The organism is Geomonas terrae, from assembly GCF_004791675.1.
Taxonomy (GTDB): Bacteria; Desulfobacterota; Desulfuromonadia; order Geobacterales; family Geobacteraceae; genus Geomonas; species Geomonas edaphica.
In genome coordinates this window covers 22981-41385 of the sequence record NZ_SRSC01000004.1, presented here as the reverse complement: position 1 = coordinate 41385, position 18405 = coordinate 22981, and the positions used below count along the sequence as shown (strand labels likewise).

Annotated in this window: 14 protein-coding genes and 2 riboswitches; of the genes, 12 read left to right on the top strand and 2 right to left on the bottom strand. The window is 52.4% G+C overall.

The annotated features are described in order from the left end of the window. The first annotated feature begins 13 nt into the window (after window positions 1-13). The 8 genes from E4633_RS15755 to E4633_RS15720 all read left to right on the top strand — a co-directional run bounded on the left by E4633_RS15755 (window position 14) and on the right by E4633_RS15720 (window position 10805). Window positions 14-1129 carry a glycosyltransferase gene (locus E4633_RS15755; RefSeq protein WP_162604980.1) on the top strand — a complete coding sequence of 372 codons (1116 nt, stop codon included), beginning with the start codon at window positions 14-16 and terminating at the stop codon, window positions 1127-1129. A gap of 118 nt (window positions 1130-1247) precedes the next feature. Continuing rightward, a complete protein-coding gene (locus E4633_RS15750) occupies window positions 1248-2585 on the top strand; it encodes a glycosyltransferase (protein WP_135870347.1) in 1338 nt (445 codons plus the stop codon). Window positions 2586-2659: 74 nt separating this feature from the next. Next, a complete protein-coding gene (locus tag E4633_RS15745; protein WP_246038063.1) occupies window positions 2660-5185 on the top strand; it encodes an oligosaccharide flippase family protein in 2526 nt (841 codons plus the stop codon). A gap of 4 nt (window positions 5186-5189) precedes the next feature. Continuing rightward, window positions 5190-6302, top strand: a complete 1113-nt coding sequence (locus E4633_RS15740) for a glycosyltransferase family 4 protein (protein WP_135870345.1) — start codon at window positions 5190-5192, stop codon at window positions 6300-6302. Then, window positions 6299-7510: an O-antigen ligase family protein gene (locus E4633_RS15735; protein WP_135870344.1), complete on the top strand. Its 1212-nt coding sequence runs from the start codon at window positions 6299-6301 to the stop codon at window positions 7508-7510. The genes E4633_RS15740 and E4633_RS15735 overlap by 4 nt, the downstream gene beginning before the upstream one ends. 22 nt (window positions 7511-7532) lie before the next feature. Then, window positions 7533-8696: a glycosyltransferase family 4 protein gene (locus E4633_RS15730; RefSeq protein ID WP_162604978.1), complete on the top strand. Its 1164-nt coding sequence runs from the start codon at window positions 7533-7535 to the stop codon at window positions 8694-8696. Beyond that, complete coding sequence (locus tag E4633_RS15725; protein WP_135870342.1) at window positions 8693-9943, top strand: glycosyltransferase family 4 protein; 1251 nt, start codon at window positions 8693-8695, stop codon at window positions 9941-9943. The genes E4633_RS15730 and E4633_RS15725 overlap by 4 nt, the downstream gene beginning before the upstream one ends. A 43-nt stretch (window positions 9944-9986) precedes the next feature. Further along, complete coding sequence (locus E4633_RS15720; RefSeq protein WP_162604977.1) at window positions 9987-10805, top strand: class I SAM-dependent methyltransferase; 819 nt, start codon at window positions 9987-9989, stop codon at window positions 10803-10805. Window positions 10806-10854: 49 nt separating this feature from the next. On the opposite strand, the gene E4633_RS15715 is transcribed toward E4633_RS15720, so the two are convergent. Next, complete coding sequence (locus E4633_RS15715) at window positions 10855-12216, bottom strand: right-handed parallel beta-helix repeat-containing protein (RefSeq protein WP_135870340.1); 1362 nt, start codon at window positions 12214-12216, stop codon at window positions 10855-10857. 101 nt (window positions 12217-12317) lie between these two features. Beyond that, window positions 12318-14213: an Ig-like domain-containing protein gene (locus E4633_RS15710; RefSeq protein WP_162604976.1), complete on the bottom strand. Its 1896-nt coding sequence runs from the start codon at window positions 14211-14213 to the stop codon at window positions 12318-12320. A 477-nt stretch (window positions 14214-14690) separates the two neighbouring features. Between E4633_RS15710 and E4633_RS15705 the strand changes: the two genes are divergently transcribed. The 4 genes from E4633_RS15705 to E4633_RS15690 all read left to right on the top strand — a co-directional run bounded on the left by E4633_RS15705 (window position 14691) and on the right by E4633_RS15690 (window position 18104). Then, the gene (locus E4633_RS15705) at window positions 14691-14969 is read left to right on the top strand and encodes a glycosyltransferase (RefSeq protein ID WP_246038038.1); all 279 of its coding nucleotides are present in this window, start codon (window positions 14691-14693) and stop codon (window positions 14967-14969) included. Window positions 14970-14983: 14 nt separating this feature from the next. Continuing rightward, entirely contained in the window at window positions 14984-16114 is a 1131-nt protein-coding gene (locus tag E4633_RS15700; RefSeq protein WP_135870337.1) for a glycosyltransferase family 2 protein, read from the top strand. Beyond that, window positions 16111-16731 carry a YdcF family protein gene (locus E4633_RS15695; RefSeq protein ID WP_135870336.1) on the top strand — a complete coding sequence of 207 codons (621 nt, stop codon included), beginning with the start codon at window positions 16111-16113 and terminating at the stop codon, window positions 16729-16731. Before E4633_RS15700 ends, E4633_RS15695 begins: the two co-directional genes overlap by 4 nt. An 85-nt stretch (window positions 16732-16816) precedes the next feature. Then, a riboswitch (cyclic di-GMP riboswitch) is annotated at window positions 16817-16893 on the top strand. 74 nt (window positions 16894-16967) lie between these two features. Further along, a complete protein-coding gene (locus E4633_RS15690; protein ID WP_135870335.1) occupies window positions 16968-18104 on the top strand; it encodes an Ig-like domain-containing protein in 1137 nt (378 codons plus the stop codon). 135 nt (window positions 18105-18239) lie between these two features. Continuing rightward, a riboswitch (cyclic di-GMP riboswitch) is annotated at window positions 18240-18316 on the top strand. Window positions 18317-18405 lie beyond the last annotated feature (89 nt).

Below are 18405 nucleotides of genomic sequence, written 5' to 3'. Positions count from 1 at the left end.
TATGGTGGGTTCGATGGCGCCGTTACGCATCCTGCACATAACCCACGACCTGGCGATTGGTGGCCTCCAGCAGATGTTGGTAACCCTTTGCCGTACCGCCGATAGGCAGGCTTTCGAGTTTGTAGTTCTCTGCCTCAGGAGCCTCGGTCCTTTGGCTGGTGAACTGGGAACCTTGGGCGTTCCCGTCGTGCTGTTACCGCAGCCGGTTTCGCCAGGTACTGATTACCTCTCTTTCCTAAAAGTAGCCAAAATACTGAAGCAATACCCGGTTGATGTAATCCATACTCACAACACCCAGCCTCTCTTAGATGGTACATTGGGGTCTTTACTCAGCCTTCAGAAACATAGAATCATCCACACCGACCATGCTAGAGAGTTTCCTGATAAAGCCCGCTACATGTTTATGGAGTGGTTGATGAGTCACTTTGTGCACAAGGTCGTCGGGGTTTCTACTCATACAACGGCGAACCTGCATGCATATGAGAAGATCCCGGACTCAAAACTGCTTACTATTGAAAACGGAGTCGATCTAGAGCGCTTCTCATGCGGTGTTGACTGTATTCAGAAAAGAAGAGAATTGGGGGTTGCGCAGGATACACCGCTCATCGGCGTCATAGCTCGGCTGGAACCGGTGAAGGGTGTTGAGCACCTGCTGCGTGCGATGCCGGCGGTGCTAGGAAGGCACCCTAGGCTTACCCTCCTGATAGTGGGAGACGGATCCATAAAAGATTTTCTGGAGCAGGAGTGCAATCGGCTAGGTATTTCAAAACATGTCGTATTTACAGGGGCACGCGGTGACGTGCCGCAACTGCTCAAGCTGCTTGACGTATATGTCTTGCCGTCGGAGTCAGAGGGGCTCCCCATCGGTATTCTGGAGGCCATGGCTAGCGGCTGTCCCATCGTTGCCTCGCACGTCGGGGGGGTACCAGATGTCCTGGAGCACATGACTAGTGCTCTGCTGGTACCTCCTGCGGACCCTTTAAAGCTGGCCGAGGCCGTGTCCACCCTCTTGTCCAGCGGCAGTCTGAGGGAAAAGTTCGCTCGTAAAGCAAGAAGTATAGTGATTCAAAAGTTTTCATCTGAGGTTATGACCAATAAATACAGCGAATTGTACCTAGGAGGACGTTAGTTCGTTCCTCTTCATTTCTTGTGAAAGTAAGTGCACTACTGGTTTTCCCAGCTGTGTCTTCTTCGAATCTACCGTGTGATTTACTTCGGTAGAAAGTTAGCAAGGCGGGGCAACGTTTATGAGCGGTATAGGTGGGGCGTTGAAAGCTGATAGCGAGTCTTCGCCGAAAAATGTTTTGATGGTCTGCTACTACTACCCGCCTCTCAAAGACGTGGGGTGCAAGCGCAGTGTCGCGTTATCTGTGTATTGGAAAAAATATGGATGGAACCCCGTGGTCCTCAGTGTCAGAAATCCGGACCGCACCTACTGCTCGGTAGGGGGAGGGGATGTCCCTGCCGGTATAGATGTCGTCTATGCCTACTCGCTGTTCAACATGTACAAGGTTCTCGGCAAGCTGAACGGTGGCATCTGTAGGCTGCTGAGCCTTACAGGCATCACCCTTAAAAGGAATTATCTATACGACTTTTTTGCCTTTCCTGATATTTTCATAGGTTGGGTTCCTCTTGCCATCCTTAGTGGGTGGTTCATAATCCGAAGGAAGAAGGTGGACTTGATCTACGTCTCCTGTTCGCCTTTTAGTTCAGGCCTTGTCGGAGTCATACTCAAAAAACTCACGGGTCTTCCTTTGGTCATAGACTACCGTGACCCCTTTGGTCTGGATATCAGTAGGTACCAGAAAACTGCTTTTGTTACGTCCAAGTTCAGAAAGCCCTGTAATAAATGGTATACACATCAGTTGCTTAAGGCGTGCGACGTCTTTGCCGTGACCACTAAGGAGACGGAGCAGCTTTTTGTAGAACAGTTTCCTGTGGTAAAGAAAAAAATAAAGACATTCTACAACGGATTTGACGACAATATACTTTCTGAATTGGTAATTGACAATAAATACAAGAAGTTCACGGTTGTTTATACTGGTAATTTTTATTTTGAGCTAGAATGTGATTTTTTGTTTGAAGGACTAAGCATCTTAAAAAAGAAAAGTGTTATTTGTCATAACAATTTTGAGATGAGCTTTTACGGCACAGGCAGTGGATTGCAAAAATATATTAAAAAATATGGTTTAGAAGATGTAGTCATTTTACACGATAGCATTCCGTACGCCGAAGCCTTGCATGTGATAAAACGCTCGCACCTGCAGTTGCTAAGGATCGTTCAGCCTATGTTGAGTACCAAGCTTTTTGAAGGCATCGCACTCAATGTGCCGTTCTTAGCCGTCATTCCGCCAGGTGAAGCCGAACGCCTCATTCGGACCTACAACAAAAGCTCCTATATCGTTACTGACGCTTCGGCCCGGACAGTTGCGGAACGTCTCGAAGCTGCCATGGCAGACGCCAGCCTCGGTGCCACAAAGGGGTATGCAGACCCTGAAACGTTGGCTCTTTTCTCGCGCGAGCGGATTTCACTGGAATTCAAGACGCTGATCTGCAGAATCCTGCGACAAGGTTATCGAGTATGACGTCTGTCAAGGACAGTCTTTATTGGAACACTATGTTGAGGTTGCCGTTGAAGGTGATCTCTTTCGCCCTGTCGATTGTAGTCGCCAGGCTCTTGAACCCGTCGGATTTCGGCATTATGGCTATCGTGATGATGATTATTGCCTACGCCAACCAGATCACAAACGTTGGCATGAATGAAACCATCGTGCAACAAAACATCACCTGCAGGATGACCATCAATTCCATTTTCACCATAGATCTCACCGTTTCGGTTATTATGGCCTTGGTTTTCTTTGCATCTGCACGGAAACTTTCCGCCTTTTTCAGAGAGCCGCGCTGTGAAATGGCGATCAAGGTGATGTGCGCGTACTTCATTTTGTCGACCTTTTACGGGATTTCCCACGCGATATTAAGATCCCAGATGAGGTTCAAGGCCCTCGCGACCATAGAATCGCTTCATAACCTCGCGACCGGGGTGCTTTCCCTGGTGCTGGCCTATATGGGGTTCGGGTTTTGGTCGCTAGCTCTTGGCCAGATCGTACCGTTATTTTTATTCACGATCTTATTGTGTGCCGTCTCCAGGTGGCTACCGGTTGTTAGGCTCAGTAATTCACTTCTTAGGCCCATTTGGCGTTTCGGGCTCTGGAACTTTGCCAAAAGTCAGATCAACTTTGCCATCAGGCATATCGATACGCTGGTTATCGGCAGGATGCTCGGCACCTACCCGCTCGGGCTTTACGACAAGGCGCTCAACATCGCGGTAACGCCCTCAGAAAGCATACTCATGAACATAAACTCAGTTATGTTCTCCGCTTTCAGCCGCAGCAGGGCAAACAATGAGGAACTCAGGCGGCAGTTCGCCAAGGCCTTTTTGCTGACCGCTCTGGTCTCGGGGCCTTTGTACCTCGGCCTGATCGCTGTCTCGGGACACCTCGTTCATATCCTGCTCGGACCCCAATGGCAGGAAATGCTCACGCCTTTGCGCATCCTCTGTGCGGCGTTCGTGCTTAAATCCTTCGGAGGGGTTCTTGCCAGCTTTAACATTGGGGTCGGACAATACCGTAGCTATACGCTGCGGCTGCTATTTTCCGGCGTGTCTTTCGCCGGGTTATGTTTTGCGGGGGTACGATTCGGAATAGAAGGGGTTGCGTGGGCCTACTTTTTCTTCAGCCTGATCGAGTTCATTCTATCCTTCTCCCTTGCCACCTCATTCCTGAAAGTAAGCATTTATGAAGTCTATTCTTATGTCGAGACGGGGGCGGTTGGTTCAGTTATCATGTTTGTGCTGGTCCTGCTACTGTCCATGCCCCTCAAAGCAAAAACTGAGCTCAATCTGTTGGTGCTCATCAGTACTGGTTGTGTTGTCTATTGCTCTTACCTTCTCGTTGATAGGAATCCGCAGTTCCAGCAGCTACGTTCCGCCCTGTTCTCCGATCTTCGTAAGCTGTTTCCCGCAGTGGCAAGGCCGAAAAAGACATACCTTATTGTTTTGCCATGGGACATTTCGGAAGTGGGTGGAGTGAACGAAGTTGCCTATCAGCTATATCGACAATTGGAAAAGGGGGGGGTGTTCCGGCCGGTAATCTTGATTAATTCATGGTCCTCATTCATCCCTCGTTTTTCCCGCGGTGACGTGCGGACCATTCGGCAACGACTGTACCCGGAAGCTTTCGGAGGGACGAAATTCTCTAGTCGTATGGCGAAACGCGCAAATGCCGCTATCATCTCCCTGCTTTTGCGGCTGTATAATGTCGGCGTAGTCAATGTGCACTTCCCGTGTCTTTCGACGTGCTCCTGCTTCGGTGCTGCCGTCCGCGCTCCTCAGGCACCCTTCACCCTGATAATCTCCTTCCATGGCAGAGACATTGACGAGATCGTCTATGCGGGAGAGCTCGAGCGTGCAGCTTGGGAGCGGATTTTGGCTGCCGCCGACGGGGTGACTACCTGTTCGTACTCCTTGAAAGAGAAGGTAATCCAGGGACTGGACCTTCCTTCAGATGCTGTGACTGTCATTCACAATGGCGCCTCTTTGTGCATTGAGGACTCTATCTGCGAGACTCCCCCCCCCTACAGCGACTATATCCTCAGCGTGGGAACTTTCGAGGAAAATAAGGGGCAGGATATCCTGATTTCAGCCTTCGCAAAATCCTTTCACCTTACAAAGCACCGTTTGCATTTATTGTTTGTTGGTCGAGACACGCCCTATCTTGAAGTACTCAAACGCCTCGTGCAGAAGGAAGGCCTTACTGAACAAATACTTTTTTTTACCAATATCCCCAGAAAGCAGATGCCTGGTTTTTACAAGCATGCACGCTTTTTTGTCCTGCCGAGCAGAAAAGAGGCTTTCGGTATCGCCATTTTGGAAGCAGGTTTGTGCGGGCTCCCGGTTATTGCCTCACGGACAGGGGGAGTGCCGGAGATCATAACAGATACAGTGGATGGAAGGCTTTTCTCCGTTGCAGATGAATCCCAGCTCTTGGCTCTTATGCTGCAGTTCATATCAGGAGGTGAGGAGATCGTTATGCTGGGGAGTAACTTAAAGAAAAAGGTGCAGCAAAACTTCACTTGGGAGAGGATGACGGCCGACTTCGTCGCTCTCGCAAAGCCGGCCGTAGGGTGAATGCATGAAAATCCTTTATATCTTCCCGGGCCCGGTATATGGCATGACCTCGGATCACTTCCAACGGAGGTACAGGCTTTTGTCCGAGGTTTTCTCAGGCTACGTCTTGACCGCTTCCAGTTCGCCAGTGGATATTTCCGTCGGCGGTTTTCAGTGCTGCGCCTGTAAGCACATCGATGGTTTCGGAGGACGGCTACGCTTTGTGTTGTTCTGCCTCAGAAAAATCCTGGCCTTGAAAAACATCGATATTGTAGTTGCTTACGACCCTCTTCTCACCGGTGTTATTGGGTACGTAGCTAAGATTATCCTGAATGCTAAGCTTATTGTCGAACTCAACGGTGTTTATACCTCATCGCATGTTTGGGAAGGAGCTACTAACAAATTGTCTCCGAGGTTTCGCGCCCTTTTATTTCCATTGCTCGCCCAGTTTGTTTTATCACGCGCATGTGGAATAAAACTCACCTATCCTGAACAACTCGAACCTTTTAAAATAAACAGAAAAAATAAAATAATAAGATCTTTTTCCAATTATACTAATACCGAACTGTTTAAAAACATAGAGGAACGAAAAGAAATTCTATTCGTAGGGTTTCCGTTCAAGTTAAAGGGTGTAGATGTACTCATAAAGGCTTTCAAGCGAATATCAGGCCGTCATCCGGATTGGTATTTGAAGATTTTGGGATGGTACCCTGATCCCGCTGAACTTAATGACGAGATTGGCGGGCATCCGAGGATAGTTTATCACCCCCCGGTACCTTCGTGCGAGATGCCAGATCATATTGGACGGTGCGGGTTTTTAGTGCTGCCATCACGAACGGAGGCTATGGGGCGGGTCCTGCTGGAGGCGATGTCTGCAGGAAAGGCTCGTATCGGGTCCCGCGTGGATGGTATACCCACTGTTATTGCCGACGGTGTAGATGGAATTTTGGTAGAGCCTTCTGATATAGATGCTCTTGCCGAAAAGATGGAAACCCTGATTGTCTGCCCAGAGGTGAGGTACCAACTCGGTCGTGCCGGGCAGCTTCGTGCAGCAAGAGAATTTTGCTGGGAGGCGTACTTCAAGCATGTCGTCGACTTCTATGACGATGTGAAAAACAAACGAGAGGAATTGCATTGAAGGATAACAGCGGTTTCAAAAATAAATGGCTCGTTGCTGTTGCTGTGTATCTGTGCGTTGATCTTGGCAGACTGCAGGATCTTTTCCCTTTTCTTTCCCATGTCTGGCCCGGTGCACTAATGACGGTGGTCCTGATGGCTTTTCTTGTATCCAGTGGGGATCTGACTGACAGTTTTGTCAAGGGGTTGCCTCAGACTAGAAATTTCCTTCTTTTTGTAGTCCTCCTTTTCTGTTACGTACCGTTCGCTACCGCCCCTCGTGCAGCGTTCAACACTGCTCTTGGTGTTTCCTTGTTCGTGCCGGTCGTTTTGTCTTGCCTCGTTATCATAGACTCGCGCGAAAAAATCGAAAGTGTATGCAAGTTCTTGTGCCTGCTCTTTCTTTTTATTGGTGTGTACGCCCTGACTCATTCAGGTCGTGGTCCAGGCGGTTCGGTGGGTGACGAAAACGACGTTGGGTTATATCTGGTGAGTTTTCTGCCGTTCACATTTTTCCTACTCTCACAGGCTACATCCAGAAAAGGGCAGGCCTTGTGGGCCCTTTCTGTCATTGTTTCCCTGGCAGCCATTGTTATGACAAAGTCAAGGGGATCACTTGTCGGATTAATCGTCATGGCAGCGGTGTACTGGATTTTTGGGAAACGGAAGCTTTTGCTTATATCCATCACCCTTTTAGTCGCATTAGCTTTCACTTATATGACTGATGACGACTACAAGGCGAAGATGCTGACGATAACAGCTACCTCGGAGGGGACTGCAAATGAAAGGATCCTTTCTTGGAATGCCGCGTGGAAGATGTTCTTGGACAGACCGCTGGGCGTAGGAGGCAACAATTTCCCTAGGCACTTCTCAGAGTATCAGTCGACCGACCTGCGGCGCGACATGTGGGGAAGGGTTGCCCACTCCCTTTGGTTTACTTTGCTTCCGGAAACTGGAGTCATAGGGGCATACCTTTACTTTGCCCTCGTCTATAGGAACTTCAAGGATGTTTTTGCCGTAAAGCGTTATCCTCACGAGGCATTGCAGCAAAGGTTCTATGTATCCATGTCAACTGCTCTTTTGGCCTCGCTGATGGGATTTTTCGCGGCTGCATCATTTCTTTCTGTTCTTTACTATCCGATTTTCTGGTATCTGACCGCGCTCATTGTGTGTTTGAGAAATATCTCCTTAATGGATGCATCTTTCGCAATTAAAAGTTTCACCCCCTAAGGGCATGGCTCACGGAGTTTGGATGGTTTCTAAAGACGCTGACATTGCCGAGACACTGGCCGTCCCCCCCCGCAAGGTCCTCCATCTGCGGAGTTCGGGAGGCGTTTTGGGCGCCGAAAACGTGATCATTGAATTGGCAAAGCACTCCGATGCCTTCGGGTACCATTCGATAGTCGGTACTTTGAACGATGTCAGAGATGCGAAGGCGGAGTTCATGTTGACAGCAAAGGAGCTTGGCCTTTCAACGACCGGTTTTAAATGCAAAGGTAAGTTGGATCTCGCCTGTGCCTTAGAGATCAGGCGGTTTGTCGCCGGCTCTAAGATCGATCTCGTCCACTGTCACGGATACAAGGAAGATTTTTACGCTATCCTCAGCAGGATCGATGTCCCTATGATTGCAACGAACCACCTGTGGAAGACCACATCCGTGTCGTTGCGAATTTATAAAGCCTTGGACATCAGATTGCTGCGTATGTTTGATCTGGTAACAGGTGTTTCTGATGAAATTGTCACCGAGATGAGGGAGGTAGGAATCACGGGGGCAGTGAAGGTCTCTAATGGTGTTGATGTCGCCGCCTTCGATATTGGCGCAAAGCCAAGTGACTTGGCGAGTGAATTAGGCTTTAATTCTGGCTGCACCGTTTTGGGCATGATTTCGAGCCTCACCCCTGAAAAGAACCATGAACTAGCTCTTCAGGCGTTATCAAGAATCGGTAGTGAAGATGTCAAGCTTCTCATAGTCGGCGATGGCCCTCTTGATAGTGTTCTGAAGGCACGTGTTTCACAGGCCGGATTAGGATCAAGAGTGCTTTTTCTCGGACGGCGCAGTGATGTTCGGAAAATACTTTCCATGATCGATATATTTCTTCTCCCGTCGTTGCAGGAAGGGTTACCGATGGCCCTTTTGGAGGCGATGGCTTGTGGGAAGGCTGTTATTGCCTCTAAAGTGGGTGATGCCAAAAACCTTGTCACATCTGGTACCAACGGTTTGTTGGTACACCCCTGTGATACTGACGGGCTTGCTGCAGCAATAGAGACTTTGCTGGCAAATCCATCTTTGGTTGCCAAGCTTGGGCGACAGGCAAGGAGAACCGTGGTCGAACAGTTCAGCTCGAGCCGAATGACAGCCCAGTACTGTGAACTCTACGACCGGTTGCTTGGCCCTAAACAGCGGGGTACTCAGTGAGAATTCTTTGGCTTTCACATCTGATCCCTTATCCGCCCAAAGCAGGGGTTCTCTTGCGCAGCTACAATCTGTTGTTGCAGCTAGCAAGAGTCCATGACGTGGATTTACTATCCTTTGTTCAAATGGGATATCTTGAGACTTTTTATCCCTCCTATGAGTCCGGAATAGCGGATACGCGCCAAGCCCTCTCAGCATTTTGCAAACATGTGGAGTTTATCCCCATCCCGTCGGAGCAGCGTCCACTGGGTAAATATTTCCTTGCCGCAAAAAGCCTTTTTACTAAGAAACCGTATTCCATCAACTGGCTCAGCTCTCCGTTGTACTCAAAGGCCCTCTCACGCCTTGTTGCGGAAAACCGTTACGATATCATACATTTTGATACCATAAGTTTGGCGCCATACCGCTTGTTTTGCCCAAGCGTTAAGACTGTGTTGGATCACCACAATATAGAATCACATATGATGTTAAGAAGGGCGGAGAACGCACATCTGCTGGCACGGCCCTATTACTGGCAGGAGGGGCTTCGCCTTCGGTCATACGAAAGAAAAGTTTGTTCCCACTTCGATCTTCATATCACCTGTTCCGAACTTGATGCCCGTAGGCTTCTCAAGGTTGACCCGGGCCTTTATGTAAAAGTGATGCCAAATGGCGTCGATCCTTTGTACTTTTGTCCATCAGGGCGCAGTACCGCTGACAAGACAGTGATATTCGTGGGGTCTATGAACTGGTACCCGAATGTAGAGGCAATGCGCTATTTCATAAGCGCTGTATGGCCGGCGCTCAAGCGTGAGGTTCCTGATGCCAAGCTTCACGTTGTTGGGGCGCATCCGCCCCGATCGCTGTTAGACCTTGCCCAATTAGATCCATCCATCACATTTTTTGGATTTGTCAGTGACGTCCGGCCGTACCTTGAAGAAGCCACCGTCTATGTCTGCCCCATTACTGATGGCGGGGGGACTAAACTGAAGCTGCTTGATGCTTTTGCCATGGGCAAGGCGGTCGTAGCTCACCCCATCGCCTGTGAGGGCATCAATGCCAAACATGGCGAAAACATCATGTTGGCAACCACTGCTGAGGAGTTCGTTTCGAGAATACGTGAGCTTTTCGCCGACTCGAGTTTAAGAGGTGTTATTGGAGGGAATGCCAGAAAATTGGTGCTTTCCAATTACGCTTATGACTCGATCGGAAAGGATTTGTGCGAGAGCTATGAAAGGCTCTGCGGCCTGGGGAGTGAGATTAAGAGATGACGCCTGCGCGAAGATGGCTGGCTTGTTTGCGAGGGAGGGGCGTATGAGCAGGCAAAAGGTGACTGAATTCTTCGACCAAAATGTGGGGGACTATCAGTCCAAGCATTACGGGGGATCCGTCAGAACCTTCATGACAGTGCGGCTGGAAGCTGTGCTTCGGAATGTTGATCGGCTGTCCTTGTCTCGGGGCGCTAAAGTTCTGGATGCAGGTTGCGGCCCTGGAGCGTTGGTGGAAGCCCTGGCACGGCGCGAGCTCTGGGTCTCCGGGCTAGATGTCTCTGAAAACATGCTGGCCCGTACGGCTGAAAGGATGGAGTCCTTAGGGGAAGCCTACCCTGTATCGCTTAAACAAGGAAGCATAGACTCTTTGCCCTACAGCGACGACTCGTTCGATCTTGTCTGCTCTACCGGTGTCATCGAATACCTGGATACGGACCAGTTAGTTTTGCAGGAAATGTACAGAGTCCTGCGTCCGGGAGGGTTCCTCCTGATTTCAGTAACGAATGCATGGTCTCCCGTCAATTCCCTCGACTTCATCGTCGAATTCCTGAAAAGAAGGCACATGTTCTTACGTTGCTTTAACCGTATCTGGACACGGTTGGGAAAAGAACCGGTGCTACCGAGAAGTTTCAGAGTCCGTCGTCATAGGCCGAGCCGATTCAGAAAAAGTCTGAGGCAGGCGGGCTTCGAAGTTTTGGCGGCGGAGTTTTTCCACTTCATGCCTTGGCCACGGCCTCTGGATAAGTTTTTCCCGAAAGCTACCACGAGGCTCGGGGATAAACTGGAACAACTGTGTAAAACCAACCTTGCATTCCTGGGCGAAGGATACCTCGTAGTTTGTACCAAACAAAAATCCAGATAAGCCTGTCTCGCTCACTTCTCTCGTTGAAGCTTACACACTTGGTTGTCCGTCACTGTACTGTAGTGATTCCAAGGTTTCTAGGAGGAATAACTGAGACTCCAATTACCTCCGTGCCCGTTAGATACGCCCCCATCACGCTGCCATTGATGCCGTTTGACGGGTATGACTTACGTTTATAGTCGGAAGCTTTGTTTCCTCCTGGGTTTACGAATCCTGGATCTGTAGTGACGCTGTTGAGATCATATTTGCACGTGGTTTGCCAATTGCCCAAAGTCGTTGCCGTACATACTGTGTCATAAACCCTTGCAGAATATTTCCCCGAACTATAATAATTGTTGAAGTCGAGTTGGCCCGGGTTAGCTGCTGAGTATGTCCAAATTACACTCTGCTGCGGACTTCCGGCAACTATGTTGTTATAAAATGACCATGTTGTGGTTAATTTCGTACCGACACCCATGGCCCCGATGCTTTGACCATAAAAAGTATTATTGTAGATCTTGGCAGTGTTGCCAGCATTCTGACTGGTGTCGAGAGAAATCCCGTAACCGCCGCCTATTACTATGTTCTGATAAATTGACAGGCTAGTCACAAGACCATTGTAGTTCTGTACATAAAAGTTTGCATTCGTTGAGAGGTTCGCCAGGGGACCGAGAAGGTTGTTGTTGTAAACGTCGCTGTCGCTTTTGTATTTGGAATAAATGTTCTCAGTATTGTTGTAAAAAGTATTATTGAAAAAGTGGTTTCCAACAGAATTGCAAGTCCATATTCCAGCAGTGTTATGGTTGTTGTTTGGATCGATGTAACCGTGTATGTAGTTGTTATTGACCGAACAATAACTGCTGTCGAGGACTATTACACCTGCAACGTTATTGCCACTGTTTGAAAAGGTGCCCCCTATTAATTCACAATTTTGTATCGTGATGTAATTGGAATTGTCGATCTGTACTAGTGCAGCAGTACTCGAGTTCTGCGTCGTTACGATAAAACCATCCCATGTTACATACGTCTTGTTGTAAGCACCTATAATGGCTGCCGTTTGCGTTCCGGTATAGGGTGTGCCTTGTAAAATTGCGCCAAAGGGTACCAGACTCTTGAACACAATGGGAGCACCTGCAGTTCCGGAATTGGATGGGTTCAGTATTGGTATGTGGTAGTTTGAACTCTGCATCCCAGTTGCATAGGTTCCTGGGAAGAAGTATACAGTGTCGCCTGCTGCTGCGTTGGCTATCGCGGTTGAAACCGAGCATGGTGTGGATTGGCTGACGGAGAGAGCCCAGGTCGCTGAGCCTGTCGGTGCAACGTAGTGGTCAGCTGCCGATGCAGAGAGAACCGATGAGAACAGAGTCATATGGGCTATAATTGCAAACGTAATGAATGCCTTACCGTTTATCAAGTTGTGTGTTTTTTCCATCTCAGTTCTCCTTAAAAGTTGAAGGCGCGGTTCAACTCATTCCTGCTTTTTGTGACTGAAAGCCGCACTAATGACGCCTTCTGCACAGCCGCCGCTGGATGTCATTTCTTCCGGTTCTTCACTGTCACATACACGTTGGATGCCTGCTTTTGATTCCCCGCCGCATCGTAGGCTATTGCCGTGACAGCATACACACTGTTGTTTGTCATTTTTGTCGTGTCCCAGGCATAATTGTAAGGGGCAGTGGTCAGACTCGTCATTAACTGTCCGCCGACATAAATATTGACCTTCGTGACACCGACGTTGTCGCTGGCGCTTGCGCTGATCGTCACTGTCCCGCTCACCGTACTGTTGTTGCTTGGCGATGTTATGGAAACCGTCGGGGCTATGGTGTCGGGAACCGCGTTCGATACGTTGACGGAACTGCTTTGCGATACGGACACGTTGCCCGCTGCATCGTATGCCTTGGCCGTCAGCGTGTAACTGCCGTTGGTCACCGTCTTAGTATCCCAGTTGTAACTGTAGGGGGCGGTGGCGACGGTGGCCTGCAACACGTTGTTCCTGTAGAACTCCACCTTGCTCACACCCACGTTGTCGCTTGCGTTGGCGGTTACCGCAACGGTGCCGCTCACCGTGGACCCGGAAAGCGGCGAGGCGAGGCTGACGCTCGGGGCGATGAGGTCGTTCGATACGTTGATGGTGAGCGCTTGTGACAACCCGAGATTGCCGGCGGCATCGTACGCCTTAGCCGTTAAGGTGTAGACCCCGTTCGCTACACTTGCACTGTTCCAGGCGTACGAATAAGGAGACATGTTGGTGGCGGAGAGAAGTACGTTGTTCAGGTAGAACTCGACCCTGCTCACCCCCACGTTGTCGCTGGCGCTCGCGGCGATGTTCACTGGACCGCTCACCGTCACGTTGTTGCCGGGGGAGGTGAGGGAAACGGTGGGCGCGGTAAGGTCGTTTGCCACGTTCACCGTTATGTTCTGGGACTGCCCGATGTTTCCCGCTGCGTCATAGGCCTTGGTCATCAGGGTATAACTTCCCGCGGTAAGACCGCTGGTGTCCCAGGAGTAGACGTAGGGAGAGGAGGGGATGCTCGCCTTCAGCACGCCGTTTACGTAAAACTCAACCTTGGTAACCCCAACGTTGTCGGTGGCACTTGCAGTAACCGATACGGTGCCCGCCACGGTGGTCGAAGCTGAAGGGTAGGTGATGGTGGTCGTCGGCGGCTGCATCTCGGCAACAGTGACCACGTTCGAGTATGCACTTTCGTCGCCCGCCGAATCGTACGCGGTGACGGCAAAACTGTAGGAGTGGGAGGGGTCGAGGTTTGATACGGTGGCGTTGGTGAGGCTTTGTACGTCGATAGGCGCGGGACCCTGGAAAGGCTGAGTCGCAGAGTCGGCCTGATAATATAGCTTGTAGCCAACCACGGTGGTGTCCGGTGAGGGGTCCCACTGCAGGGACACGGAGGAGGCCGAGGCGGCACTGCTCATTCCCATCGCCATGATGGCGGCAACGACGGCGTTGACGCACATCTTCTGCAGGCGTACCGCGCGGTTGACCTCGCTCCTGCGCACGTACCCCTCGGCGACCAGGATGTCGCCGAGCTTCCTGCCGCTGTCCCCCTGTTTGGCGAGTGCTCGCCCCAACTGTTCGCGGGTGATGTGGCCGGTGGCGACCAGCAATTCACCCAGTCGGAGTGGGGTTTCTGTCGGGGTCTGCTGGTTCTGTTGCCAATCGAGAAGGCCTTTAAGCTGCAGCTCCGTGAGCATCCCCAGGCGCATGAAAACTGCGCCAAGACGTTCACCGCTCCGTTTTTGTTCGGCGATCGCTTCATCGAGCTGCTGTGCGGTTATCCGCCCCGACTGCACCAGCAGTGCGCCCAGAAGTTGCCGGTCGCCTGCAGCCAGCTTGACAGCATCCTCGATCTGGTTCAGGTGCTGCTGGATGGAGAGGGGGGCTGCCACGTCTTCAGGCCTTAAGACCCCCATCCTGACCAGAACGCCTCCAAGCAGCTCGTGAGTGGTTTTTTGTTCCCGTAGGGCTCTATTCAGGTCCCTTTTGGACACGAACTTGCCATCAAGCAGTATCTGTCCAAGGGCCCGTCTGGAAATCCTTTGAAACAGGTTAGGGCTCTGCATTATCAACTCCTTTCTGCAGGCAAGCGTACTGTCCCGCTCTGCAGTGCCATTTCGTCAGACTACAGCCTGACAGTGCAGCGATGTCGCCATGCTAAGTCTGTGGGACCAGGTGCTTGCTGGGGCGGATGGAGGAGGCTTGAGTCAAGTTTAAATGCTTTCTGCCCACCTGCAATGGTATTATTTTTTATATTTTGTTTCGATTTGTCAAGGTATTAGCGGTGTGAAAGGTTTAAGTTGAGCAGGCTATGACTATCGCGTGCGCCTGTGCCTTGGCTTGATTCAGATTGCATAATTCCCGCTGTCGATTATATTTCCCGCATGATGAAGGTGTGCCACATAATCCTCGAGGCTTTGGCCTGCGGCGTGCCGGTCGTGGCCCCGGCTGTCGGAGGGATCGGCGAGATCCTCGCCGACGGCGTGGAGGGGTACCTGGTCAAGGAAAGAGAACCCGCCGCCTTCGCCAGGCGTTGCATCGAACTAGTCGACGACACCCGACTGCGGCAAGACATGTCCCGGGCGGCGCACCGGAAAGTCCTAGCGCGGTTTTCTGCGGAAAAGATGGCGCAGGACTACCTACGGGTCTACCGGGAACTCCTGGCGGGCTGACACCGGAGCACATCATGCCCATTCTCCTGTTTTTATTTATCTTCCTTGTCTTTTGGGCCTACTTCGGTTACCCACTCTCCCTGTATCTCCTCAGCTACCTTCGACGCCGCAATGTGGCGAAGGCTCCCATCACACCGCCTGTGACTTTCATCATCACCGCATTCAACGAGGAAAAGCGCATACGGGAGAAGCTCGAAAACACGGTGGCGCTAGACTATCCCGCGGATCTGCTGCAGGTGGTGGTTGCCTCGGACGGATCCACCGACCGTACCAACGACATAGTCAGGGAGTACCAAGGCCGGGGCGTCGTCCTTTTGGAGGTTAAGGATCGCGGCGGCAAGGAGAATGCCCAGAAGGAGGCGGTAGCCATCGCCCGTGGGGACATCCTGGTCTTTTCCGATACCGCGACCATCATCGAGCCGGACAGCCTGTACCGCATTACGGCCAATTTCGCCGACTCGACGATCGGCTGCGTGAGCAGTGTGGACCGGGTAGTGGGGCGGGATGGAAAGCCGTGCGGCGAGGGGGCCTACGTGCGCTACGAGATGTGGCTCCGCGATCTGGAGGGGAGGGTGAATTCCCTGGTCGGCCTGAGCGGCTCTTTCTTCGCAGCAAGAAAAGAGGTCTGCCGCGACTTCTCCCCGAACATGCAGAGCGATTTCAGGACACTTTTGAACAGCATGAGGCTGGGGCTGCGCGGAGTGGGGGACACCGAGGTGATCGGGTTGTACCAGGACGTGGCGGACAGCAGCCGCGAGTTCGACCGCAAGGTCAGGACTGTCCTGCGGGGGATCACCGTCTTTTTCAAAAATCTGGAATTTCTGAACCCGTTTCGCTATGGCCTCTTCGCTTACCAGTTTTGCTGCCACAAGCTGCTGCGCTGGCTGGTACCCTTTTTCCTGACGGCGGCACTGCTGATCAACGCCTTTCTTGCGCCTTTCTCACCGCCGTACCTTTTCCTATTCCTGCTCCAGTGCATCTTCTACCTCCTGGCCGTTGCCGGCTGGAAAAGGCCCTCCCTGGCCCGTAGTCTTGCCGTAAAGCTGCCCCTTTATTTTGCCACGGTGAACCTGGCCATCGCCGTCGCCTGGGTGCGCTATCTGCGCGGTAATCGCCTGGTTATGTGGACACCGTCAGAGAGATGAAGCTGCCACGCCTGAAACTCCTAGCCGCACTTTTCTGCGGATTTCTGATCTTTGTGGTCATCCCCTCGTTTACCGAGGTACGGGCTCTTCTCGCCGCCCCCCTGTTTATCACCGAGACGGCAGCGCGCGGCGACGCCTGCTATGTACTTGCCGGCGGCGAGACCGTCTGGGAGCGACTGAACGCCGCCGCCGACCTGGTGCACCTGGGGAGGGTGCCGAGCATCTACCTGATGGACAACCCCGCCCGGGACCAGTACAACGTGCGGGAGGGACGTTCCTGGAGCAGGGGGCGGTGGTACGTCGATTACCTCGTCTGGCGCGGAGTGCCGGCAGAGCGGATCAGGGTCATCCCGGCTGCGGAAGGCTTCTTCGGCACCCGCACCGAGGCTGCGAACCTAGCCTCGCATCTTGATGCCGGAGTCCGCCAGGTGGTGATCGTGAGCTCGGCTCCGCACATGCGGCGGGCGCTTATGGCCTTCCGGGATGCCCTTCCCGCAACGGTAGCCGTTGTTCCCTTCGCGGCCACCGAACTGCGCAGCAGTCAGGAACTCTGCCATCCCCTGTGGATCGAATACGTGAAGTTGGCGGTATACAGCGTGATGTCCCGTTGGAGGTAGAGCTGCAAGCCCTATTTGTGAAAAATGTGATCTGGATCACTGCGGACAGCCGTTAAATTTGATTAAAGAAGGAGCACAATTAGGTACACGACAATACTAAACCATCCGCGAGGGTGGGACGGAAAGCCTATTGGGTCTCTCTGAGACAGCCGGGTCGCCGAAATGCCTGCACTACAGGTCGGTGCCCGGTTTTTTTGCGTCTTGAGCACGGGCTCCACCTCTCGTGGAGGTCCGTGTTGAAAACCAAGCGCGTTCTGCAGCTCCTTCTCCCCCTTCTTTTGGTTCCTGCCGCAGCTTTTCCCGCAACGGTGAGCCTTCAGTGGGACCCGTCCACCGATCCTGATCTCGCCGGTTACCGTGTTTACTACCAGGCCAACTCCTCGGCACTCCCCTTTGCCGGCAACGGCGCAGTCGAAGGGGCGGCACCCGTGAACGTCGCTAACAGCACCACCGCTTCCATCAGCGGCCTCGACCCGGGCAGCTCCTACTATTTCGCGGTCACCGCCTACAACTCGAGCGGCGCGGAAAGTGCGTACTCCAACGTGGTCCAGGTAAAAGAGATGGTCCCGCCTGTGGTGGATATCGCCGTCTCGTCCGCAACCACTACCCTGAGCGGTACGGTTTCCGTAGGCGTCGACGCTCAGGACAACGTCGGCGTCACGAAGGTGGAGCTCTACGTGGGCAACACGCTGCTGGGAGCGGGGAGCACGGCTCCTTGCGCGTTCAACTGGCAGACCGCATCCATGCCCCCGGGGCAGTACACCCTTTCGGCCAAGGCCTACGATGCCGCCGGCAACGTGGGGACCACGGAGAAGGTCGTCTACGTAGCTGGTGACACGTCAGTCCCGACGGTCACCATTTCGGCTCCCGCCAACAGCAAGCAGGTCAGCGGCACCGTCACCGTGACGGCCGGCGCCACCGATAACATCGGCGTCACATCTTTCGCACTTTACGATAACTCAAGCCTCATATACGCGGCGAACCAGGGTGCCATCAGCTATAACTGGAACACGGTAGCCGCAGGCAACGGGAGTCACACCCTGGTTGCCATTGCCTCCGATGCCGCCGGAAATGCAGGTTCCGCCAGCGTGACCGTCAACGTCGCCAACGATGTCGTTGCTCCGTCCGTCAACCTGGTGCTGCCTTCCTCTCCGTATCTCAAAAATGCCAACCTGAAGGTGGCGGCGTCGGCCCAGGACAACGTGGCCGTAGTCCGGATGGAGGTTTACCTGGACGGGGTTCTGCTGTTGGGGACCAACTCGGGTTCCATCAGCGCCACGACCAAGGTGGGCGCCGGAAACCATACCGTCACGGTCGCGGCGTACGATGCCGCCGGGAACAAGGGGACCAAGGCCATGAACGTGTCGCGGTAGTGCCAGCGCGGCTGCGCGGCTAAACGCGCGGTTTTTAGCCGCTTTCTTTAAAAAAACTGTTGCTTTTCTCTTATGAATCAAATAGTATCCGCTCCCGATGGAGGGGTTTCCCGTCCAGCTAAAATGAATACAGGTACACGATAATACTAAACCACCCGCGAGGGTGGGACGGAAAGCCTACAGGGTCTCTCTGAGACAGCCGGGTCGCCGAAATGCCAAGTACTGGTGTCGCGGTCCCGGCTTTTTTCATTTCCCCTATCACTCCCTTCCGAAAAAGGCGTACGGCCGAGGCCTGTCATGG